This window comes from Promicromonospora sp. NPDC023805 (assembly GCF_040639635.1).
In the GTDB taxonomy this organism is placed as follows: Bacteria; Actinomycetota; Actinomycetes; order Actinomycetales; family Cellulomonadaceae; genus Promicromonospora.
Map to the genome: position 1 here is coordinate 642826 of NZ_JBFAAH010000001.1, position 21696 is coordinate 664521.

Below are 21696 nucleotides of genomic sequence, written 5' to 3' on the forward strand. Positions count from 1 at the left end.
CGAGAACGGGCTTGTGTTCGTGCTCGACGCTCCGGCGAACACAACCCCGTTCTCGCCCGTCGGCGGCTTGCCCGTCAGAACCGCTCCAGCCCGGGTGCGGCGGTGGCGGTGCTCCGGTGGGGCCACAGCGCGATGGCCAGGCCGGCCAGGACGCTCCCGAGGTGCAGCCCGTTGTCCGCCGCGTTGATGTTGAGGAAGTTGATCTCCGGGTTGTTCACCGCGAACAGGCCGAAGACGAACGTCGCGCCGTAGCCGGCCACGAGCAGCCAGCCGAACGTCCGCGCGCGGCCCGTCGCCGACCACAGGGCGAGGCCCAGGAGCCCGATCAGGATGTGCACGATGTTGTGCAGGGGGTTGATGGCGAACCCGAGCAGCGTCTGGCTGTGGTCGTGCTCGGCGAACCCGCTGAACCCGGTCACCAGGAAGCCGGCGGCCCCCACCAGGAGGTAGACCGCGCCGATCGCGAGGGCGATCCACTGGTGCGGTGCTCGGGTGCGCGTCGAGGACGTGGACTGAGTCATGGCACTTCTCCGTTCCTTCTTGTGTGGCACCCGTCGCTGCGGCGACGGTCATGCAACGGGTTCGGAGCCAGGACCGGACCGGATGGGAAGAACGGGAGAAAAGATGCCGGTGCCGCCATCCCCAGGATGACGGCACCGGCCCGGCGGTGGAGCAGACCTGCCCTACTGCCCCGTGAACACGAACTGGGAGCCGGGCTCCTTCTCGATGTCCCCGTCACGGGAGTTGGTGACTGTCACGTTCGACAGGATGGCGTTGCCGCGAGCGCCGCCCATCGCGAGGATGCCGGAGCCGTTGTTGGACCCGTCGATCCGCACGTTCGTGATCCGGACGTCGGGCATGTTGCCGCCGCCGTTCTTGAACTGGATGCCGTCGTAGGTGGAGTCGTAGATGTCGGTGTCACGGATGGTGACGCCGGTGATGTCGTGCGTCTGCGGGAAGATCGTGATCGCCCCGAACTCCTGGTCCTCGTTCCAGAACGCCCCGCCGGTGCGGTAGAGGCCGTTGTTGGCGATGAGCGTCGTCCCCGAGAAGGGCAGGGGGTCGTGGTCGGTCGCCAGCATGATGCCTGGGTAGTTCATGGTGTCGGAGATCAGGTTGTTCTCTATGGAGTTGTCGTAGCCGCCGTAGATGGCGATGCCGTTGGCGCGCCACGGCAGCTGGACCGTGTTGTTGCGGAACGCGTTGTCGTGCCCGATGTCGACGTTGCGGTCCTTGACGTAGGGGTTGGCCCAGACGGCGAGCGCGTCGTCGCCGGTGTTGCGGAACGACGAGTTGAAGACGAGCGAGTTGCGCGTCCCGTTGCTGAAGTTGATGCCGTCCGCGTAGGTGTTGCGGATACGCATGCCGGAGAACTCGAGGCCGTCACCCGGGCCCCACAGCTCGGGGATGTTGCTGTAGTCGCGGCCGACCCAGGCGCCGACGTTCGCGTGCTCGATCCAGACGTTGGTGATCTTCGTGTCCGTGCCGAACCGGCCGTTGAGGCCGACGCCGCCCTCCTCCTGGCCGTTGTTGCCGCGGATGTCGCCGGAGCCGAAGATCGCGATGTCGGAGATCTGGACGTTGTCGTCGATGTCGAACCCGAAGTTGCCCTCGTGCGGGTGGTTGATGACGCCAGGGGCGAGGTGCGGCTTGATCAGGCTGTACAGCTGCGAGTGCCACATGCCCGCACCGCGGATCGTGACGTCGCTGATGCCTACCTGGTTGTGCATGCCGCGGTTGAGCGGGTCGTCCGTGAGGATCTTCTTCTCCTGGCGCCACTGGCCCGCCGGGATCCATACGCAGGCGATGTCGCCGTTCTGGTCGGCGGTCACGGCGGCCTGGATGGCGGCCGTGTCCTCCTGCCCGTCGTTCGGCACCGCGCCGTACTCGGTGATCGAGGTGCACTGGGCGGGCTTCGAGGCGGCCGGTGCGACCTGCTCGAGCTCGATCAGGTCGATGACGTAGAACGCGGCGTCGTCTCCGGCGTCGCGCTGGAGCTTGAACTCCGTGCCGGCGGGGAACGAGCGGCTCAGCAGCGCGTGCGACTCGTCGAAGAGGCGGCGGGCGTCGCCGCCCGGGGTGTTGACGAGGCCCTCGGGCTGGTCGGTGGTCCCGTACAGCCACGAGTACTTGGACGACAGCGTCAGCTTCTGCACGAACGTGCCGTTCGCGTACAGGCTGATCGTCTTCTCCTGGCCGCCACCACCCGCGGCGTCGGGGATCGAGTTCCGCACGACTATCGAGTTGGTCGGGGCCGTGGACGTGAACTCCACGTTCTGGCCAGTGCTGTTCAGCCGCACGGACTCGCGGCCCGACGACTCGGTGGCGAAGTTCGTGTGCCCGAACGTACGCAGCGGGTCGCTCTGCAGGAGCGTGCCCGTGTACTCGCCGTCCTCCGCCTCGTAGGTGGTGTACGGCACGGCGGCGCCGCGGCCCACTGTCACGGCGAGCGTCCCGGCGTTGTTGTCCTCGTTCGTCTCGTCGACGACGTCGGTGGCGTCGGCCGTGGCCCGGACCGTCACCCCGCCGTTCGTCGCGGTCCAGGACCCGGACGGCGTGACGGTGACGGTCTGGCCCGCCGGGACCGCCGGCGTCGTGCCGTTCAGCGTGCTGGAGCCCGCGACGACGCGGGTCACCGAACCGGCCGCGGCCGGCTGGTTGCCGCGGTTGCGCACCTGGACCGTGAACGTCACTGCAGCGCCGACGGCGGGGTTGGCCGGGTTCGAGGACACGGAGACGACCTCGAGGTCGGGTCCAGGCGCCTCGCCCACGACGAGCTTCGCCGTCGCCGTGAACGCGTTGTCGGCCTCGTTCTGCTCGGCCACCGCGTTCGCCGGGTCGACGACCGCGCTCACCGTGTACTCCCCCGCCGGACGGGTGCCTGCCGCGACCGGAACCTGGGCGCTCGCGCCGGGCTGCAGGGCAGCCACGTTGGCCGAGCCCACGGTGGTGCCGCCGAGCTTCGCGTCGACAGTGGTGCCCGCAGACGCCCGGTCACCGGTGTTCCGCACGGTCGCCGTGAGCGTCACGGGTGTGGTCGCGGTGGGCGACGCCGGGGACGCGCTCACCGCCGTGACCGTGAGGTTCGGGTTGGGGGCCGGGGCGCCGTAGACCTCGAGCTCGGCGACCTGGCCGTTGCCCGCGCCGCTGTTGCCCGTGAAGCGCAGGCGGACGTCGGAGACGGTGCCCGTCACCGGGACGTTCACGAGGTTGCCGCTCGCGGGTGCGAACGCGTACCCGGCGGACGCCTTGAGCTCCTGCCACGCCGCGGTGCCGGAGCGACCCCAGACCGAGAACGTCTGCGTCCGCGGACCCCACGCGCCGTCGGGGTTCACGCGCACCCGCACGCTGCTGACCTGCGTGGGCGCGGTGAGGGAGACATCGAGCGTCGACGGGTACTGCCCGCCTGCGCCCTCCCAGTACGAGCCGGTCTGCCCGTCGACGGCGTTCGCCGCGACGTACGACCACTCGGTGGACGACGCCGCTGCGGGCCGGTCCTTCGCGTAGTTGGTGCCGGTCGGGTCGGTGGGCGGATCGGTCGGCGGATCGGTCGGGTCTCCGCCTCCCGTCGGCGTGCCCCAGACCTGCAGCTCGGCGACCTGGCCGTTGCCCGCGCCGGTGTTGGACGTGAAGGCGAGGCGCACCTCGTCCACCTCCGAGTCGATCTCCGAGCCGCCCTCGGAGCCGAGCGCGAGCTCCACCTTGTTGCCGCTCGCGGGGTCGAAGCGATGGGCCGCCGACGCCTTGAGCGTGCGGAACGACGACTCGCCGTCGGACCGGCCGAGCACGCTGAACGTCTGCGTGCGCGCCGCCCACGCGGAGGCCGGGGGCACGGTGACGACCACGCGCTCGACGTTGGCCGCCGCGCCCAGGTCGACGGTGAGGTGCGCCGGGTACTGGCCGCCCGCACCCTCCCAGTAGGAGCTCGCGTTCCCGTCGTTGGCGTTGCCCGCGACGTAGGTCTGCGTCACCGACGATGCGGCGATCGGCTTCGTGAGCGCGAGGTTGGTGGCCTCCGCCGCGGCGTACGCGACGGCACCGAGGCCGAGCGGCGCGACGAGCGCCAGCGCGGCACCCGCCACGACCGTGTGCTTCCAGGGGATTCTCATGAACGTCCTCGTTCTCCCGCCGGGGCGGGCTCGTCCAGCCGCGGGGCAGCATTGCCCGGCGAGAGTAGAAAGTTGCAGCGTGCGCACTGCTTTGTGCTCAGCGTCTGTCAATTTCTTGCGGCTTGCTGTACGGACGTTACGAGACCGCGCACTGCGCGTCAAGGGTGCGGCAGGGGCGGACGCAGGCAACAACAAGGGCGGGGACGGCGGGCGGAGCGCTCGTCAGAGCACCCCTCCCGCCGCCCCCGCCCGGTTCGCTCGGTCGGACGACAGCCGTCCGTCGCCGATGGCCGGTCACCGGCTACGGCTCAGCGCATCCGGACCCGCACCTCCTTGCTCGACGTCTCGCCGTGCTGGTTGGTCGCCACGACGGCGATCCGGTGCGTGCCCCGCCCGACGCCGGTCACCTCGAGCGTCGCCTCCTGCTTCCTGGGCGTGCGGTCCACCAGCTCCACGGTCCGCACCACCTCGCCGTCGACCAGCAGCGCCATGCGCTGCGCGTTGGCACCGTAGGCGATCCTGGCCTCGACCTCGATCCGCCCGTCCTCGGCGTCCTCGACGTGGACGGAGACCTTGCCCGGCACACCGCGCGCCGGACCCGGCACCCGCTCGGCGGCCGCCGCCGCGCTGGTGTAGGCGAGGCGCGGCGCGGCCGGCGTCGCCATCCCCTCGCCGATGAAGTACGAGGTGTGCGGCGGCTGGTTGTAGCCGGTGTTCTGCCAGGTCACGGCCGTGCGGTACTGCGGGTCGGACATGAGCGTCCGCAGCCGGTGCTCGGTCGGGATGACAGTGGTGGCGATCCGCAGCGCCGTCGAGTCCGCGGTACGGGTGACGAGCTCCTCACGCCAGTCGCCGAAGAGGTCCGCCTGGAGGGACGGCGTGCCCTTCGTGCTGTTGTTCGAGAGCGTGCCCTCGGCCCGGTAGAGCTCCACCTCGCGGCCGTTCTCGTAGTCCCACTTCGCGATGGTCGGCACCCCGGTGGAGGTCGCGACGTCCCAGTCGTGGTTGCCGATCTCCGCCAGCAGGTCCCCGTCCCAGAAGGTCAGGAAGTTCGCCGCCGGGATGCTCTCCGAGAGGACCTCACCCGTCGAGGACGAGACGACCTTCCCGACCGGTGAGTTCCATGCGGCGTCGCCGCCGACCGCCCAGCCTTCTGCGCCGTCGTGCCGCGGGTCGATGTCGCCCATGGCGGCGCGTCCCGTGTCCCGCGCGGCAGGGATCGACCAGATGGTCTCTCCGGTCTCGGCGTCCCGGAAGGTCGCCCCCGCGTTGCCGGACTGCACCATGTTCTCGTGGGCGGCGAACTGCTCGAGCCCTGGCCGCGCCGGGTCGAAGTCGGACACGTGCATGGCGTCGCCGTGCCCGAGACCGGTATTGACGAACACCTGACCGTCGTCGTCGATGGTCATCGACCCGAAGACGATCTCGTCCTTCTGGTCGCCGTCCACGTCGGCGGTCTGCATGTCGTGGTTGCCCTGGCCGCGGTACTGGTCCCCCGCGACGTCGGTGTCGAAGACCCACCGCTGGGTGAGCTCCTCGCCGTCGAAGTCGAACGCCGCGATCACGGCGCGCGTGTAGTAGCCGCGGCTGAACACCATCGACGGGTGCTCCCCGTCGAGGTAGGCGGTGGTCGCCAGGAACCGGTCCACGCGGTTGCCGTAGCCGTCGCCCCACGAGCCGACGTCGCCGCGCGGCGGCACGTAGTCGATGGTGTCGAGCGCAACGCCGGTGGCGCCGTCGAACACCGTGAGGAACTCCGGCCCGGACAGCACGTAGCCGGCAGACGTCCGGAAGTCAGCCCGGGCGTCCCCGATGACCGTCCCGTCGGCGTCGGTAGTGCCGTCGGCGGTCTTCATCGCCACCTCGGCCCGCCCGTCGCCGTCGTAGTCGAAGACCTGGAACTGGGTGTAGTGCGCACCGGAGCGGATGTTGCGGCCGAGGTCGATGCGCCACAGCTTGGTGCCGTCGAGCTCGTAGGCGTCCAGGTAGGTGTTGCCCGTGTAGCCGGCCTGCGAGTTGTCCTTCGCGTTGGACGGGTACCACTTGACGACGTACTCGTACTCGCCGTCACCGTCGAGGTCCGCGACCGAGGCGTCGTTCGCGGAGTAGGTGTACGGCTGGCCGTCCTTCGTCGTGCCGTCCGCCGGCTTGTCGAGCGGGATGTCCAGGGTCTGGCCGTCCCACGGCGTGAACTCGCCGGTGGCCCAGTGCTCGATCCCGTCCGCGACGGTCGCCACCCGGTAAGTCGCGTCCGCGGTGCCGTCCGGGTCCAGGAGGCTGGTCGCGCCGGTCAGGGGCGCGTCGGTGATCCGCTCGCCGTCGCGGTAGACGTGGAACGCGACGTCCTGCGGGTCGTCGCCCTGCATGCGCCAGCCGACGTGGACGCCGTCGGCGCCTGCTTCTGTGCCCTCCCCTGCGCCCGCGACGGCGACCGGCTGCCGCCCGATGCGCTCGGTCTGCCGGGACAGGTTCGTCACGGCGGCGGAGGCGACCGTGTCCGAGAGCTCCGAGACACCACCGGCGTTCACCGCGGCGACCGCGTAGGTGTACTCGACCGTGGTGAGCACGTCGGTGTCGGTGTACCCAGGCTCGGCGGTACGCGCGAGCAGCACCTGGTCGCCCGACCTGTCGGTCCGGTAGACGTGGTAGAACAGCGCGCCGTCCACCGGCTCCCAGGTGAGGGAGACTGCGTGCTTCTCGACGTCGGCCACCGCGAGGCCCGACGGCGTCGGAGCGGTCGGCACGTCGGGGTCGACGGTGGTGAGCTCCACCTCGTTGGACGGGACGGACTCGTTGTCCGCGTCGTCGAGCGCCACTACCGAGTACGTGTACCGGAGGCCGACGTCCGCCGTCGTGTCGACGTACGAGGCCTCCGTGACGTCCGCGAGCGCCGTCGGCTCGGCGGCGCCCTCCGCCTGGCGGTAGACGCGGTAGCCGGCGACGTCGCGTGCCGGCTCCCACGTCAGGGGCACGGAGACCGCGGACCCGTCGATGCTGACGTCGCCGGCGACGAGCGCCGTCGGCGCGTAGAGCAGCGAGGTGATCTGCAGGCCGTTCAGCCAGCCGTCGGCGATCAGGTCGATGTGCCCGTCGGTGACGACCACGGGCTGGATCACCTTGCTCGACGTGCCGCCGCGCGGGGCGTTGGCGGTGCCGTGGTTGACGCCCTCGACGGTGACGCCGAGGCGCGCGGTGCCGGTCCGGTCACCCCAGATCACCTCGACGGCGTAGGTGCCGTTCGGGACGTCGAACCGCAGGGGGGTCGCGGCGCTCGGCAGCAGGAAGTCGCGCTGGAGGTCGTCGAGGCCTTCTTCGCCGGCCCCGCGGTCCCGGCCGCCCGGGCCGGCGGCCGAGGTGAAGCCGTAGCCCAGCTGCTCGGTGTAGAGGGTGTTCTGGTCGAGGGCGGTGTAGCCCGCCTTCGTGGGGTTCCCGGCGAGCTGGACGTCGAACCGGAGCAGCGGCGCCTTGGTCGTGAACGTCACGACGTCCGACGGCGCGGACTCGCCGCGCCCGTTGACCGCCACCACCCGCAGGTCGTAGGCGGTGCCCTCGGCGAGGCCAACGATGTTCGCGAGGCCGACCGTGGAGGTGGCCGCCAGGGCGAAGTCCGACTCGGGTGCTGCGGCGGTCTTGGCGTACACCCGGTAGATGTCGGCGCCGTCGACCTCCGTCCAGCTCAGCGCGGCGCCGGAGGCGTTGATGCTGCCCGCGACCACGCCGGCCGGCGTCCCGGGGACGGCGGCCGGAGGCTCGGCGTCGACCACCTCGCCGGCGAGCGGTACGTCCAGCTCCGCGGTGTCGCGGGCGACGAGGCGGGCCATCTGGATGGCCCCGTAGTTCTGGAAGTGGGTGTCGTCGGCAGTGCCGTTGGGCCGGTTCGGGTAGACACCCGCCGGGACGTGCAGGAATACCGACTTCGCCTCCTCCGGGCCGATCTCGGTCAGGTACTGGCGGCTGGAGGCCGACAGGTCGACCAGCGGCGTATCGGTCTCCGCCGCGAGCGCTGCCGCCTGCTCTACGTACTGCGGGAACGAGACGTTCGCCTGCCCGGCGGCGTCGTAGCTGCGCCGCGAGACCGGGGTGACGATGATCGGCGTGGCCCCGCGCTGGCGGGCGCCCTCGACGAAGATGCGGAGGTAGTCGCGGTAGTCGGCGGGCGCCGCGTAGCGGTCGTCGACGCCGAAGGAGTTGTCGTTGTGGCCGAACTGCACGTACAGGTAGTCGCCCGGCCTGATCTGCGTCAGCACCGCGTCGAGGCGTCCCTGGCTGATGAAGTTCTTCGACGACCGGCCGCCGATGGAGTGGTTGGCGACGACCACGTCGTCGGACAGGAACCTGTCGATCATCTGGCCCCAGCCGGCCTGCGGGGCCCAGAACGGGTCGTACGTCTGCACCGTCGAGTCGCCGGTGAGGTAGACGGTGGGCTTCGGCCCCGCGCCGCGCGGCGACGTCCGGGTGAGGGTCAGGCCGGCGAGGTTTGCGGCGCCGCCGGAGAGCTCGAGGTTGAGCTGGCCGTCGACCAGCGCGAGGTCGAACTCCATCTCGAGGTACTCGCCGGCGGGCCGCTGGGTCGGCTGGACCTTGACCATCTGCTCGGCGGTGAGCGCGATGTCGGTGGCGCCCTGCGGATCGCCCGCGATCAGGCGTACCCGGTAGTCGCCGTTCGGCAGGTCGGCGACGAGCTCGGTGTCACCGACGGTGACGAAGTCGGAGCGCAGGGCGTCCGCGCCGCCACGGTCGGCGGCGGTGACCTGGCCGGGGTCGACGAACCCGATCCGCTGGTCGACGCCGTACCCGGTGTCGGCGTCGATCCCGGTCGCCCCCGCGGCGACGGCGCCGCTGCCCAGGTCGAGGGTGAGCACACCGCTCTCGGGGAACGTCGGCTCGGGAACCCCGTCGCCGACCAGCGTCCCGACGGCGGCGGCGGACGGCGCGGACTCGCCGTCGGCGCCGATCGCGCGCACGCGGTAGTAGCTGACCTCGGTGGTGTCGGCCCCCGCGTCGGTGGCGAACACGGTCCGCGCGTCGGTGCGCGCGATCTCCGTGTACTCGCCGTCGAGCGTGTCGCTCCGGGTCAGGACGTAGCCCGTCGCGTCCGGCACCGCGTTCCAGCGGAGGCCGAGCGCGCCGGGCGCGGCGTGCGCGACGCGCACCGACGTCGGCGGGACGGGTGCTGCCGCGGCCGCGATCGCCGGCGCGAGCGGGAGCACGAGCGCCGCGGCGGCCAGGCCCGCGACGAGCGGTCGGGCGGGGCGGGACTGCGGCAGTGCTCTTGAACCTAGGGCGCGCGAACGCAGGGCTCTGGAACCGAGGGCCCTCGAACCCAGTCGGTAAGCGCTTTCTAGCATGCCGGGAGTGCGCCATCGAAGCTGCAGCATGGGATCACCTTGTCGTCTCGTCGTCGAGTCGGACCGGACCGGACAAGCCCCGGCGTTGGGGCCGATCGGCAGGGATTAAATGGATTCAATTCCGGCCAAGCAGTCATCTTGCCGCGCGCGCCTGAGGTTGTAAAGAGTCAGTCAGCGGCGGTGGCGCAGCCGGACGACCGCGTCGCCGAAGGCCTCGGCGCCCGCCCTTCGCAGGGGCGGGCGGGCGGACGCCGACGGCTCGACGTCAGCCCGTGGGCTCGCAGAGTCGCAGCACGTTGCCGAACGGATCGACGAGCTCGATGGTGGGCCCGCCCGGAGCGTCGCGGTCGATGCCGGGCCGAAGCCGCGCATGCGGTCGGCGCGAGAGTTCCGCATGGAGCACGTCGGCGCTGGCGACAGGCACCCAGACCACTGTTCCCGGCGTCCCGTCGCCGTGGTGCTCGGACAGGTCCAGCACCGCCTGGCCGCGGCGGATCCGCAGGTAGAGCGGCATCCCCGGCTCGAAGCGGTGCTCCCACTCGACGCCGAACCCAAGGTAGTCCACGTAGAACTCTCGTGCGCGCGCCTCGTCCTGGACACGGAGTACCGGGACCGCGCGCCCGAAGTCCGGCGGCCCTCCAGGCAGCCGCGCGGATGCGGTGTTCCAGTCAGCGAAGCCGAGCTGCGCAGCGACGATCTCCAGCGCGCGGCTGTGGCTGATGGTGACGTCGGTGTCGGCGAGCGCCCGGCGCAGCGCGTGGGCGGCCGTCTTGGCATGGGCAAGTGTCAGGTCCACGAGTTCATCGCTATCCCGGTGCCGTGAGCTGGTCGGTGCCCGCACTGCCGTCCGGGGCACCGTGGTAGGCACGAACCTCTGACAGACGTCTTCGTCGATGCATTCACCAGACCGATCATCTCGGCGCGGGCGGTGGGCTCATCGAGTGCCCGGGTAGAGATTAGCAACCCGGCGCCCAACTCACGGGTCAGCATGCGCTCACAGCTTACGGAGGGGGTGGCCAGCGCCTGCCGCCACCTACAAAGGGTTATCCACAGATTTGAAATCTACCAAGCAGATCGCACGAGTGTTCGACATAATGGGGATACCGAGGCAGTGAGTGCTAGAGGCGAACAGGGGGTGGGCATGGTGGAGCGGACGACTAACGACGGACCCGCCGGCGGCCTGCCCGGTGCTACGTCGATCGAGGACGTGCTGGCCCGGATCGACAATGCGGTAGACGAGTTGTCCGCGCTGACCGACCCCGAGACGCTGACCGGATGGGATGCCCCGAGCATCGGTCGCCTGGTCGAGGCACACACGCGGATCCGCCGACTGACCGGGCGCCTGGACGGTGTCCGCTACACCCTGCTGCCCCGCATCGAGAACGAGGGGTCGTGGCGCTCGGGTGGCATGACTCGTACGTTCACGTCCTGGCTCCGACTCCGCGAAGGCATCTCCTCCTACACCGCGGGTAAGGACATGACGATCGCGCGCCGCCTGGCGACCGCGCTACCCGTCACTAGGGAGCGCCTGGTCGCGGGAACCCTCGGCGTCGACCATGCCCGTGTGATGACGGAGGTCGCGCCCACGAGCGAGACCCGCACGGACGCGTTGGCGTGGTTGATCAATACCCGCACCGGGCACACCACGACACCGGAAGAGTTCGTGCAGACCGTGCCGGTCGACTTCCCCGACCCGGCCGACGACCCGGACGGGACCCGCACCCGCGAGCTAGTGACGCAGGTCCTGGAGGGTGCGATCGCGGACGGGACGCTGACCACGGGTGAGGGCGTGGTCCTGCGGGAGGCTGGATCGTTGAACGCGGACCAGTTCCGCAAGGTCGCCCGCCGGTTCGCCACGGTGACCGACCCGGACACCGACGACCTCGACGACGACAAGGCCGCGCAGGGCGAGTTCTTCGACCTGGCCAAGACATTCGGCGGGTATCACGTGGCAGGGTTCCTCACCGACGAGCACGGCCTCCAGCTCACCACCGCGATCAACGCGGTCCTGGGCGCCCCGTCAGCCGAGGACACCCGAACCACGACCCAGCGCCGCGCACAAGGCCTCGCGGACGTCGCCCGGGTGGCGCTGGACACGAACCAGGCTTCCCCGGGAGCCGCCATCGCGCCGCACCTGAACGTGACGGTGTCCTGGAGCGAGTTCGTCGCCCAGGTCACCCGGACCCGGGACGGCCTGTGCCTGACCTGCGGACAGGCCCGGCCCGGTCGCGGCAAGCGCCTCGGCGCGGGTGTGAAGATCACGGGCACGGGCACGGGCACCGGTGCAGGTGCAGGTGCAGGTGCAGGTGCAGGTGCAGGTGCCAATGTTGGTGAGGGTGCGGATGCGGGTGCGGTGAACACCGGCTCAGTGGCCGGAGAGCCCGCCGGAAGCCCGGCTGGAGAGTCTGCCGGAAGTCCGGTCGGGAGCCTCACCGCAAGCCCGGATGGACGTCCAGGCGGAGGTCCAGGTGGCTGGAGTACAGCGGATACGACAGTGTCCGGGTTCTTGTCACCCGGTGGTCCGGTGTTCACCGAGACCGGCGGCCGCGCCCCACGCGCCTTGGTGCGCCGGTTGGCGTGCCACAGCGCCATCACCCGGATCGTGTTCGGCCCCGACGGCGCCGTCCTCGACGTGGGACGCGCCCAACGGACCGTGTCAGGGCAGATGCGACGCGCCGTCATCGCAAGAGACCAACACTGCGTCTACCCAGGATGCGACCAACCACCCTCACGATGCGAGGTCCACCACGCCATCACCCACTGGGCTGATGGTGGAGACACCTCCGTCACCAACAGTGCGCTGCTGTGCTGGTTCCATCACCAGCTCGTCGACACCAAGGGCATCACCATGCACTGGACCGGCAAGCCCACCACGAACACCACCGCCGGAGCCCTGCTCGAGACCGGATGGGCCTTCACCGACGCCTACGGGCACCGCATCCAACTACCCGAACCCATCGAAGCCCCACCCCCAACGGGCACCGAAGCCGCCTGACCCGGCCGGCCGGACCCGGCACTACCTCGACAACCCGCCTGATCCGGCTGCCGGGCCCCGCCGCGCCCGTATGACCAGTCAGGCCCAGCAGTCCGGCAGGTCTGGCGCACCCAGCGAGCCCACCAAAGGCTCACCGCACCGCACCGGGCCGCACCGGCTCACCAGGCCACCACCCCCACGCCCGCCGTAAGCGACCACCGAGGCAGCCTGACCTGCGATCGGTCAGGCGCACCCCGGAGCCTTCCGGTCCAATCCCAGTACTCGGCCCACCGATCCGTCACTCATGCAGAGTCGGCCGGTAGACGAGCTCCTGGATGTCGCCGTCGAGCGTCACGTGCTCGATCAGCTCGAGGTCGAAGTCGGAGGCACCCTGGAAGATCGGGTCCAGGCCGGTCCGGCCGGTGATCACCGGGAAGAGCGTGACTCGGACCCGGTCGACCAGGCCTGCGGCCATCAGCGCCCGGTTCATCGACAGACTCCCGTGCGAACACAGCGGCACCTCTGACTCCTCCTTGAGCCGTGCGACGACGTCGACCGCGTCGCCGCCCACCGCCTGCGCGTCGGGCCAGTCGAGGGGACCCTCCAGCGTATTCGACACCACCGTCGTCGGCAGGTTCCGCATCCGGGTGACCCACGGGTCGCGCACGTCGGAGTCCTCGGAGCTCTCGGACAGCATCTGCGCGAACGCCCGGTAGGTGTTGGCCCCGAGGACCAACCGCTGCTCCTGTGAGTACAGGGCGAGCCGGTGCTCCAGGAGCTCCGGGCCCTGCTTGCCCCAGTAGCCTGTCCAGTCGCCGCCGGCGGCGCCGAAGCCGTCGAGGCTGGAGAACACGTCGAACGTGTAGGTAGTGGTCATGATGGTCTCCTGGGAATAGTTGTCGGGTACGTCGATACAGACCGGAGGCCGCGGCGGATCTCATCGCCGTCGGACGGCAGGAGAGGACACAGCGTGACGAACGAGCTGACGACCGGACCAGGCAGCCTCGCGGGCCGCAGCCAGCTGCTGCGGCTCGGGGCGCCACGCGACACGGCGGCGGTGCGGCACCTGGTGACCTTCCTCGTAGCGAGCGTCGTGACGGTGCTGGCCACGCGCGCCTACCTGGCCGCGGCGGACTACCCGCAGATCGGCGGCGGCGATCTGCATGTCGCGCACGTCCTGTGGGGCGGGCTGCTCATGGCGCTGGCGATGATGCTGCTGCTGTCCTACGTCGGCCCCGTGCCGCGGTCCCTCGGCGCGGCGCTCGGCGGCGTGGGCTTCGGGTTGTTCATCGACGAGGTCGGCAAGTTCGTGACCGCCGACAACGACTACTTCTACGCGCCGACCGCAGCGATCATCTACTTCGTCACGGTGGTGCTCGTCCTCATCGTCGAAGGGCTGCACGGCCGCCGTGCCCACCATCCCGCCGAGTACCTCGCCGTGGCGGCGGACCGGCTCACGGCAGGGCTGGCCGGCGGGTTCACCCCGACGGCCCGCGCCGAGGCACGCGAGCTCGCCGCCAAGGGTGCCGGCGAGCCCGGCGCCCACCTGGTCGCCGAGCTGGTCGACGCGGTGCCCGACGACGACACCGACCTGCCCGACCCCGTCCGCGGCGGCGTCGACCGCGTCGTGCGCTGGCTGGACGCGCTGGTGGACCGGGCATGGGCGGCGTGGCTGCTGATCTGCGTCCTGGTGCTGGTGGGCGTCGCAGAGGCGATGGTGGGGCTGAGCGTCGTACGCGGCGAGGTGCCGGGGCTGCCCCAGTGGACCGGCTTCGCGATCCTCGCCGCCGTCGGCGCGTCAGTGGTGCTGCTGCTCGTGGGCGTCGTCGTCGGCCGCAACAATCACCTGCGCGGAGCCGTCTGGATGCGCCGCGCGGTGCTCATCAGCCTGCTGTTCACCCAGCTCCTGGTGTTCCGCGCACTGCGGTGGACGGCGGCGTTCGGGCTGGTCCTGGACGTGCTGGCCTTCATGGCGCTGGAGGTTGCGCTCCGCGAGGAGCGGATGGTCCGGACGCGCAGGCCCTGACCAGCCGGTGGGCCGCCTACGCCCGCGAGGGCGGCGCGCCCGCGGCGTTCGCCATACCTGCGGCGTTCGCGGGCTCCAGCCCGAGGAGCCGCAGGCTGTTCTGCCAGAGCGCGTCCAGGTGTGCCGGGTCGTTGAACAGCTTGGCGAACAGCACGAGTCCCTCGACCTGGGCGACTATCGCCTTCGCCGCGCCCTCGACGTCCTCGGCCGGACGCTGGAGCTCGCCGGACTCGACGGCCGCGGCGAGGGGTGCCCGGATCAGCTCGATCTGCTCGTCGAAGATCGCCTGCAGGCGTTCGCGCACCGGCTCGTTCTGGGAGCTGACCTCGAGCGCCAAGTTCCCGAAGAGGCAGCCGGCGACCCAGCCCGTGCCGGTCCGCGCGTCGATCTGCATCTGCGCGGTGGCGGCGAACAGCGCGCGGAGCCGCTCGAGGATCGTCCCGGGTCCGCCGAGGATCTCGGCCCATACGCCCTGCTGCCACGCCCAGTGCCGGTCGATGACGGCGAGCGCCAGGGCCTCCTTGGACGGGAAGAAGTAGTAGAAGGACCCCTTGTTCACACCGGCGCGCGTGCAGAGCTCCGCGACGCCTATCGAACCGTAGGGGCGTTGGGAGAACAGCTCGACGCCCGCTTCGATCAGGCGCTCTCGTCCATCTGAGGTTCGCGGCATGTTGACAGTATACGACTGGTCAACTATAACTGGAACCTCCAGTAGTTGACCGACCGTCTACAAGGGAACCGACCATCATGAGCACTCGCAAGGTAGCCATCGTCACGGGAGCCTCACAGGGCATCGGCGCCGGCCTCGTCGCCGCGTACCGGGAACTGGGTTACGCCGTCGTGGCGAACTCGCGCACCATCGACCAGGACGAGGCCGACGACCTCGCCACCGTCGCCGGGGACATCTCCGACCCGGCGACCGCTGACCTGATCGTCAAGACCGCCGTGGAGCGTTTCGGCCGCGTCGACACGCTCGTGAACAACGCGGGCGTCTTCATCGCCAAGCCGTTCACCGAGTACACGACCGAGGACTTCAACACCATGGTCGCGATCAACGTCGGGGGCTTCTTCCACCTGACCCAGCGCGTCATCCCGGAGCTGCAGGCCGCCGGTGGCGGGCACGTCGTCAACATCACCACGACGCTGGTCGAGAGCGCGCTCTCGGTCTTCCCCTCGGCCCTGGCATCGGTGACCAAGGGCGGTGTCGCCTCGGCGACCCGTGCGCTGGCCATCGAGTACGCGTCGCAGGGCATCCGCTTCAACGCGGTCTCCCCCGGCGTCATCAAGACCCCGATGCACCCGGAGGAGACGCACGAGGCACTCGCCGGCCTGCACCCGCTGGGCAGCCTCGGCGAGATCGAGGACGTCGCCCGCGGCGTCATCTACCTGGAGCAGTCGCCCTTCGTGACGGGCGAGTTCCTCCACATCGACGGCGGACAGATCGCGGGGCACTGACCCGCACCGGGGCGGCCCGAGAGGGCCGCCCCGCACGCTGCCACACGAACCACGAACCGCACGACCGAACCGCACGACCGAACCGCATGACCGAACCGCATGACCGGACCAGGAGACAGACCATGACTCGCCCCGACGCTGCCGCCACGATCTCCGCCCTGCTCGACCGCTGGGCCGACGGGATCCGACGGCGCGACCTCGACCAGATCGCCGCCCAGTTCACCGACGACGCCCTGTTCCAGGGCTTCGACCCCGAGCCCGCCTTCGGCAGGGCCGCGGTCGCCGCCTACTACGGCAAGCAGCCGCCCGGGCTGACCGCCGACCACACGCTGCTCCACAGCCGGACGCTCGCCCCTGGGGCCGTGCTCGGCTACGCGGCGGTCACTTTTCACCGGCCCGACCGGCCGGTGGACGTCCACCTCACCGTCGCCGCCGTCGAGGTGGACGGCCAGTGGCTGATCAGCCACTACCACGTCTCCCGCGTGCGGTAGCGGACGACGTCACTGGCTGCGGCGATGTCAGCGGCCGCAGCGATGTCAGTGGCCGCGGCTACGTTTGCGGCAATGCCTCCCCAGCGCTCCACTGCCCGCCCCGCCCACTCGCCCCGGGAGACGTCGTCGTCACCTGGCACGCCGACCTCGGCGAGTGGGCAGCAGCTCAGGTCACCGGCCTGGACGCGGACGCCCCGCAGTCAGCAAGAGGGCCTACCAGAAGTCGGTGGCGCAGATCAGGAAGACACGTGGTCAGATCCTGGCCGCGCTCGACGGCGCCTCGGCCGACCGGACGTCAGTCCTCGAGCGCATCGGAGCCGAGTACGGCGAAGCCTTCAACGCCATCGACGAGGCGACCCGCGCGGGCCTGATCATGACCCAGGAGCGCGAGGAGCTGTACGACGCAGTGGTCGGCCTCCTCAACTCCGCAGCCGCGGAACGGGGCCTCGACGTCACCGCGGAACGGCAGGCGCTGATCGACGGCGTCGACGCGACCCGGGACTGGTGACCCGGTCCGCCGGGCGGCGCCGCCCGCGCGAACCCGCCCGGCGGACCGGGCGGGCTCACGAAAGGTCACGCAGACAGGACGCGCGCGCCCTGCTGGGCGAGGACGCTGAGCTCCGCCGCCTTGAACGCGTGCTCCTGCGTCATCGCGGTCTCGGTGCGCTCCAGGCAGTCGAGGACGAGCTGGCCGAAGTAGGGGAATCCGACCTTCCCCTCCGCCACGATGTGGTGCTCGCCCTTGCCGTCGACGAGGAACACGTGGCCGGGGCCCTGGTCCGTCGCGACGTTGGCGTACTTGCGCAGCTCGAGGTAGCCCTCGGTGCCGAGCACGAACGTGCGCCCGTCGCCCCACGTGCTCAGGCCGTCCGGGGTGAACCAGTCCACGCGGACGTAGCCGCTGGCGCCGGTGTCCATGACGATGGACGCCTCACCGAAGTCGTCGAGCCCCGGGTGCTCGGGGTGGTTGTAGTTGGCGATCGCCGAGTAGCCGACCTCGGCGTCCTTGGCGCCCGCGAAGTGCAGCATCTGCTCGAAGTTGTGGCTGCCGATGTCGCACAGGATCCCGCCGTACTTCTCCTTCTCGTAGAACCAGTCCGGGCGGCCGGTGCCCAGGCGGTGCGGCCCGAGGCCCATGACCTGCAGCACCCGGCCGATGGCGCCCTGGTCGATGAGCTGGCCGGCCAGGACCGCCGCCTCGACGTGGATCCGCTCGGAGTAGTAGACGGCGTACTTGCGCCCGGTCCGGGCGGTCGCCTCCCGGGCCGCCGCGAGCTGGTCGAGGGTGGTCAGCGGAGCCTTGTCGACGAAGTAGTCCTTGCCGGCCTCGATGGCCCGCAGGCCGAGCGCGCAGCGTTCGGAGGTGACCGGTGCGCCGGCGACGAGACGGACCTCGTCGTCGCCGAGGACCTCGTCCTCGGCGCGCGCCACCTGCACGTCAGGGAACTTGTCGCGGAACTCCGCCACCTTCGCCGGATCCGGGTCGTACACCCACTTGAGCGTCGCGCCGGCGCCCATCAGGCCCTCGCACATGCCGTAGATGTGCCCGTGGTCCAGGCCCACCGCGGCGAAGGAGAAGTCTCCGGCACCCACTACGGGTGCGGGGATCGGTTCCGGCGCGTAGGCGGCGCCGCTGGTCGTCGTCATGAGATCTCTGGTCCTGTTCGTCTCGGGCTTCGTTCTTGAAGCAGGTCAGCCGTCGCTGGCTGCACTGCTGGTCGCGCTGCTGCCGACGGTGATGTCACCGGGCAGGTCGGCCACCGTCGTCGTCTTCTCGAAGAAGTGCGGCGCGCGCTCGACGAGCGTGCCCGCGCGGTAGTACGGGTCGTCCGGCGAGAGCGGCAGGTCGACCGTCCGCCGCTCGATACCCGCCTGGTAGATCGCGGTCACGAGCTCGATCGCGCGACGTCCGTCCGCGCCGTCCACCACTGGACGACGGCGTTCGCGCACCGCACCGAGCACGTCGCCGATCTGCCCGGGGTGGCCCTCGTGCTCCAGCGGGCTGTGCGCCGCGGCGAGCGCCTCGATCTTGGCGACCAGGGCGGGGTCTCCGCCGGGGGCGGGGAACCCATTGGGCTCGGCGACGTCGGCGACCACCTTCCACGGCTGGGACACCCGCGCGTGCCGCCCGTGGACGACTATCGCCTGCTCCTCGCCGTGGTGCACCACCGAGCTGGTCACCTCGGCCAGCGCCCGGTCGTACTGCAGCACGGCCACGGAGAGGTCCTCGACCTCCGAGTTCTCGTGCTGGGCGTTGGTCAGCACCGCGGTGACGGCGCTGGGCGCGCCGAGCATCCAGGAGGTGAGGTCAAGGTGGTGGATCGCGTGGTTGAGGGTGCACCCGCCGCCCTCGCGCTCCCACGTGCCGCGCCACCACAGGTCGTAGTAGGCGGTGCCGCGCCACCAGGACGAGGAGACCTGGGCGTGGGAGACGGGGCCGATCAGACCCGAGTCCAGCACCTCCTTCAGGGTGGCCATGTCGTCGCGGAAGCGGTTCTGCGCCACGACGGACAGGATCCGGTCGTTCTCGGCAGCGGCCGCGATCATCGCGTCGCACTCCTCGAGCGACGGCGCCATCGGCTTCTCGACGAGCACGTCGACGCCGGCGCGCAGGGCGGCGATCGTCAGCTCGGCGTGGGTGGACGGCGGCGTCGCGATGCTGACGAGGTCCAGGTCCTCGGCGGCCAGCAGGTCCGCTACCCGCTCGTACGCCCGCGCCGAGGTGAGGCCGAGCTCCGCGCCCAGGGCGGCGGCCTTGCCCGGCGCGATGTCGCACAGGGCGACGATCTCGCACTCGTCGCCGAACCGCTGGTAGCCGTCGATGTGGGTGCGGGAGATCCCGCCGGTCCCGATGATCCCGATCTTGAGCACTGTTCCCCCGGATGCGACTTATACGTGTCACTGGTGATACGTGTCACTATGGTTGTGGTCGGGTAGGCCGCTGTCAAGAGAGTGGAGCGCCGTGAGCACTGCAGTCCCGCCGACGAGCCGTGACGTCGCGCGTCTCGCGGGCGTCTCCCAGGCCACGGTGTCCTACGTGCTGACCGGGAAGGGCTCGATCTCCCCGGCCACCCGGGAGCGCGTCCTGCGGGCGGCCGAGTCGATCGGCTACCGCCCGAACCTCGCCGCCCGGTCGATGCGGACCCGGCGCTCCGGACGGCTCGCGGTGATCACCGGCGTCGTAGCCGTCGGGAACCAGATGCGCATGCTGACCGGCGCGAGCCGTGCGGCAGCCGAGGCCGGCTACGCCATCGAGACCAGCAGCGTCGACGGCAGCGTGGCGGACCGGACCGAGCGTGTGCTCGAGCTGGCGGCCGGCGGCCAGTACGAGGGCATCCTGACGTTCGTCCCGGTGCTCCCCGAGGCTCTGTCCGACGGCGGAGGCGCCCCTCCCGTCCTGGCCGCGACCGCGTTCGACGAGCAGATGCGCAGCTCGGGCGAGCTCGCCGAGGCCGACCTCATGGAGGTCCTCGTCCAGGCGCTCGTCGCGGCCGGTCACCGCAGGTTCCTGCACGTCGCCGGCTCCCAGGAGTTCGCCTCCGCGCGGGCACGCCGCGACACCTACCTCGCCTGCCTGGAGCGCCTCGGCGCCGAGTCGCACGAGCCGCTCGAGTCGCTCGGCGTGGTCGGCAGCGGGTGGTCCGCGGAGTCCGCGCGGCAGGCGATCCTCGCCCTGCCCGACGACGCGCCCCCGGTCGCCGTGCTCGCCGCCAACGACATGCTCGCGATCGGCGTCCTGCGCGCCGCCGCCGAGCGCGGCTGGACGGTACCCGGCGACGTCGTGGTGACCGGCTGGGACAACGCGGCGTTCGGCGCCTACACGATGCCGTCGCTCACCACCGTCGACGTCGACTTCCAGGCGGCCGGGCACCACGCCATGCGGCTGCTGGTCGCGGCGCTGCGGGGCGACGAGCCGCCGCCGCGCGAGGCCACCCTCCAGCGCATCGTCTGGCGGGAGTCGACGGGCGCCGCGAGGGCGCCGGGCTGACCGGAGCTGCCGAACTGACGGGAACTGACGGGAACTGTCAGGAGCCGCCGGACCGGCCGAACTCGACGGGCTCCCCCCTTGACCGCGAGCGCCGGTCGGCGGAGCGTGTAGAGGGACGGCAGCGCCGTCCGGACGCTGCTGACGAACCCAGGGAGTCCGCCATGTACATCCGCAGTACCGAGATCCAGGGTGAGCCCGCCGAGATCGACTCCGGGCTGGGCCTCGTTCGTGAGGAGATCTTCCCGGCGGTCTCCGCGATGGACGGCTGTGTCGGGATGTCGATGCTGGTCGACCGGCAGAGCGGCCGGTGCATCACCACGACGGCGTGGTCGTCCGAGGACACGATGCAGGAGAGCGCCGCGGCCGTGCGCCCGCTGCGCGACCGCGCCGAGCGGGCGCTGGGCAGCACCTCCGGCCGGTACGTCCACGAGTGGGAGGTCGCCGTCGTGCACCGCGACCACGCCGCACCCGAAGGCGCCTGCGCCCGCCTCACCTGGCTCAGCGGCGGCGACCTGCACATGGTCGACAACGCCATCGACATGTTCCGGATGGTCATCGTGCCGCAGATCCAGGAGTTCGACGGCTTCTGCAGCGCCAGCCTGATGGTCGACCGGGAGACCGGCCGGGTCGTCGGCACCGCGGCCTTCGACAGCCGCGAGGCGCTGGAGGCCAGCCGCGAGGCCACCACCGGCATCCGCGAACGAGTCATCGCGGAGCTGGGTGCCACCGTCGACAACGTCGAGGAGATGGAGATCGCGTTCGCACACCTCCACGTACCCGAGATGGCCTGACGACGGCGGCCGACGTGACGCGCCGATCGCGTCGGCTTGCCGTTCACCCGACGGCAACCCGGCGCGGATAGCGTGCGCCCGTGCCGAAACCTGCCGCAGGACCCGCACCAGAGCTCGCCGCGCTGCTCGCGATGGATCGTGCAGAGCTCGCCGCCGAAGTCTTCGTCCGGGCGTACACGCCGGTCCTGGGCGCCAGCTACCCGCGGACCAGCGGGCTCGGGTGGACGATCGCCGCGGTCGCGGGCGTACCGCTCGGGAAGTGGACCTTCGACACCGACCGGCCGACCGACGGCGCGATCGCCCGGCTCGGCACCGAGCTGGCGCTCCTGTGGGAACGAGCCGGCCTCGCCGCGCGCGGCGTCTTCAACGAGGGCAACGGCGTGGTGCTGCTCTTCCATGGCGAGGAGCTGCTGCTGCGCGACGACGCCCGCAGCGTGGTCGCCGACGCGATCCGCGCCGCGAACCCGCACCTCGGCGGCTGACGCCGCCGGCCTGACCACCCAGGTCTGCCCAT

Annotated in this window: 16 protein-coding genes; 8 read left to right on the forward strand and 8 right to left on the reverse strand. The window is 70.9% G+C overall.

What is annotated here, in order from left to right:
* Window positions 1–74: 74 nt before the first annotated feature.
* The 4 genes from AB0F70_RS02885 to AB0F70_RS02900 all read right to left on the reverse strand — a co-directional run bounded on the left by AB0F70_RS02885 (window position 75) and on the right by AB0F70_RS02900 (window position 10253).
* Entirely contained in the window at window positions 75–521 is a 447-nt protein-coding gene (locus tag AB0F70_RS02885) for a DUF4383 domain-containing protein (RefSeq protein WP_357443362.1), read from the reverse strand.
* 162 nt (window positions 522–683) lie between these two features.
* The gene (locus AB0F70_RS02890) at window positions 684–4109 is read right to left on the reverse strand and encodes a CARDB domain-containing protein (protein ID WP_357443363.1); all 3426 of its coding nucleotides are present in this window, start codon (window positions 4107–4109) and stop codon (window positions 684–686) included.
* 308 nt (window positions 4110–4417) lie between these two features.
* Window positions 4418–9487: an SGNH/GDSL hydrolase family protein gene (locus tag AB0F70_RS02895; RefSeq protein ID WP_357443365.1), complete on the reverse strand. Its 5070-nt coding sequence runs from the start codon at window positions 9485–9487 to the stop codon at window positions 4418–4420.
* Between the two features lie 235 nt (window positions 9488–9722).
* Window positions 9723–10253, reverse strand: a complete 531-nt coding sequence (locus AB0F70_RS02900; protein ID WP_357443367.1) for a glyoxalase superfamily protein — start codon at window positions 10251–10253, stop codon at window positions 9723–9725.
* A gap of 345 nt (window positions 10254–10598) precedes the next feature.
* Here AB0F70_RS02900 and AB0F70_RS02905 point away from each other — a divergent pair, with 345 nt between their 5' ends.
* Window positions 10599–12452 (forward strand): DUF222 domain-containing protein, encoded by a 1854-nt coding sequence (locus AB0F70_RS02905; RefSeq protein ID WP_357443369.1) that lies wholly within the window; start codon window positions 10599–10601, stop codon window positions 12450–12452.
* A gap of 277 nt (window positions 12453–12729) precedes the next feature.
* Here the strand turns inward: AB0F70_RS02905 and AB0F70_RS02910 are convergent, their stop codons facing one another.
* Window positions 12730–13308, reverse strand: a complete 579-nt coding sequence (locus tag AB0F70_RS02910; protein ID WP_357443371.1) for a dihydrofolate reductase family protein — start codon at window positions 13306–13308, stop codon at window positions 12730–12732.
* Between the two features lie 93 nt (window positions 13309–13401).
* On the opposite strand from AB0F70_RS02910, the gene AB0F70_RS02915 reads away from it, so the two are divergent.
* Window positions 13402–14457 (forward strand): hypothetical protein, encoded by a 1056-nt coding sequence (locus tag AB0F70_RS02915; RefSeq protein ID WP_357443373.1) that lies wholly within the window; start codon window positions 13402–13404, stop codon window positions 14455–14457.
* Window positions 14458–14473: 16 nt separating this feature from the next.
* Here AB0F70_RS02915 and AB0F70_RS02920 read toward each other — a convergent pair whose 3' ends face one another.
* Window positions 14474–15127, reverse strand: a complete 654-nt coding sequence (locus AB0F70_RS02920) for a TetR/AcrR family transcriptional regulator (protein WP_357443375.1) — start codon at window positions 15125–15127, stop codon at window positions 14474–14476.
* A 77-nt stretch (window positions 15128–15204) separates the two neighbouring features.
* On the opposite strand from AB0F70_RS02920, the gene AB0F70_RS02925 reads away from it, so the two are divergent.
* From AB0F70_RS02925 to AB0F70_RS02935, 3 genes are all read left to right on the forward strand, one after another.
* A complete protein-coding gene (locus tag AB0F70_RS02925) occupies window positions 15205–15912 on the forward strand; it encodes an SDR family oxidoreductase (protein WP_357443377.1) in 708 nt (235 codons plus the stop codon).
* Window positions 15913–16034: 122 nt separating this feature from the next.
* Window positions 16035–16403 (forward strand): SgcJ/EcaC family oxidoreductase, encoded by a 369-nt coding sequence (locus AB0F70_RS02930; protein WP_357443379.1) that lies wholly within the window; start codon window positions 16035–16037, stop codon window positions 16401–16403.
* 226 nt (window positions 16404–16629) lie between these two features.
* Window positions 16630–16911: a hypothetical protein gene (locus AB0F70_RS02935; RefSeq protein WP_357443381.1), complete on the forward strand. Its 282-nt coding sequence runs from the start codon at window positions 16630–16632 to the stop codon at window positions 16909–16911.
* 65 nt (window positions 16912–16976) lie between these two features.
* Here AB0F70_RS02935 and AB0F70_RS02940 read toward each other — a convergent pair whose 3' ends face one another.
* Together AB0F70_RS02940 and AB0F70_RS02945 are read right to left on the reverse strand one after the other, a co-directional pair.
* Window positions 16977–18050: a Gfo/Idh/MocA family oxidoreductase gene (locus tag AB0F70_RS02940; protein WP_357443383.1), complete on the reverse strand. Its 1074-nt coding sequence runs from the start codon at window positions 18048–18050 to the stop codon at window positions 16977–16979.
* A 45-nt stretch (window positions 18051–18095) separates the two neighbouring features.
* Window positions 18096–19274 (reverse strand): Gfo/Idh/MocA family oxidoreductase, encoded by a 1179-nt coding sequence (locus tag AB0F70_RS02945; protein WP_357443385.1) that lies wholly within the window; start codon window positions 19272–19274, stop codon window positions 18096–18098.
* A gap of 91 nt (window positions 19275–19365) precedes the next feature.
* Here AB0F70_RS02945 and AB0F70_RS02950 point away from each other — a divergent pair, with 91 nt between their 5' ends.
* The 3 genes from AB0F70_RS02950 to AB0F70_RS02960 all read left to right on the forward strand — a co-directional run bounded on the left by AB0F70_RS02950 (window position 19366) and on the right by AB0F70_RS02960 (window position 21664).
* Complete coding sequence (locus AB0F70_RS02950; protein ID WP_357443387.1) at window positions 19366–20391, forward strand: LacI family DNA-binding transcriptional regulator; 1026 nt, start codon at window positions 19366–19368, stop codon at window positions 20389–20391.
* Between the two features lie 161 nt (window positions 20392–20552).
* Window positions 20553–21182 carry a hypothetical protein gene (locus AB0F70_RS02955; protein ID WP_357443389.1) on the forward strand — a complete coding sequence of 210 codons (630 nt, stop codon included), beginning with the start codon at window positions 20553–20555 and terminating at the stop codon, window positions 21180–21182.
* A gap of 80 nt (window positions 21183–21262) precedes the next feature.
* On the forward strand, window positions 21263–21664 hold the full coding sequence (locus tag AB0F70_RS02960; protein ID WP_357443391.1) for a hypothetical protein: 402 nt from the start codon (window positions 21263–21265) through the stop codon (window positions 21662–21664).
* Window positions 21665–21696 lie beyond the last annotated feature (32 nt).

Coding starts and splice junctions, on each gene's coding strand:
- AB0F70_RS02885 (WP_357443362.1), bottom strand. CDS start 521: ATGACTCAGTCCACGTCCTCGACGCGCACCCGAGCACCGCACCAGTGG.
- AB0F70_RS02890 (WP_357443363.1), bottom strand. CDS start 4,109: ATGAGAATCCCCTGGAAGCACACGGTCGTGGCGGGTGCCGCGCTGGCG.
- AB0F70_RS02895 (WP_357443365.1), bottom strand. CDS start 9,487: ATGCTGCAGCTTCGATGGCGCACTCCCGGCATGCTAGAAAGCGCTTAC.
- AB0F70_RS02905 (WP_357443369.1), top strand. CDS start 10,599: ATGGTGGAGCGGACGACTAACGACGGACCCGCCGGCGGCCTGCCCGGT.
- AB0F70_RS02910 (WP_357443371.1), bottom strand. CDS start 13,308: ATGACCACTACCTACACGTTCGACGTGTTCTCCAGCCTCGACGGCTTC.
- AB0F70_RS02920 (WP_357443375.1), bottom strand. CDS start 15,127: ATGCCGCGAACCTCAGATGGACGAGAGCGCCTGATCGAAGCGGGCGTC.
- AB0F70_RS02925 (WP_357443377.1), top strand. CDS start 15,205: ATGAGCACTCGCAAGGTAGCCATCGTCACGGGAGCCTCACAGGGCATC.
- AB0F70_RS02930 (WP_357443379.1), top strand. CDS start 16,035: ATGACTCGCCCCGACGCTGCCGCCACGATCTCCGCCCTGCTCGACCGC.
- AB0F70_RS02940 (WP_357443383.1), bottom strand. CDS start 18,050: ATGACGACGACCAGCGGCGCCGCCTACGCGCCGGAACCGATCCCCGCA.
- AB0F70_RS02955 (WP_357443389.1), top strand. CDS start 20,553: ATGTACATCCGCAGTACCGAGATCCAGGGTGAGCCCGCCGAGATCGAC.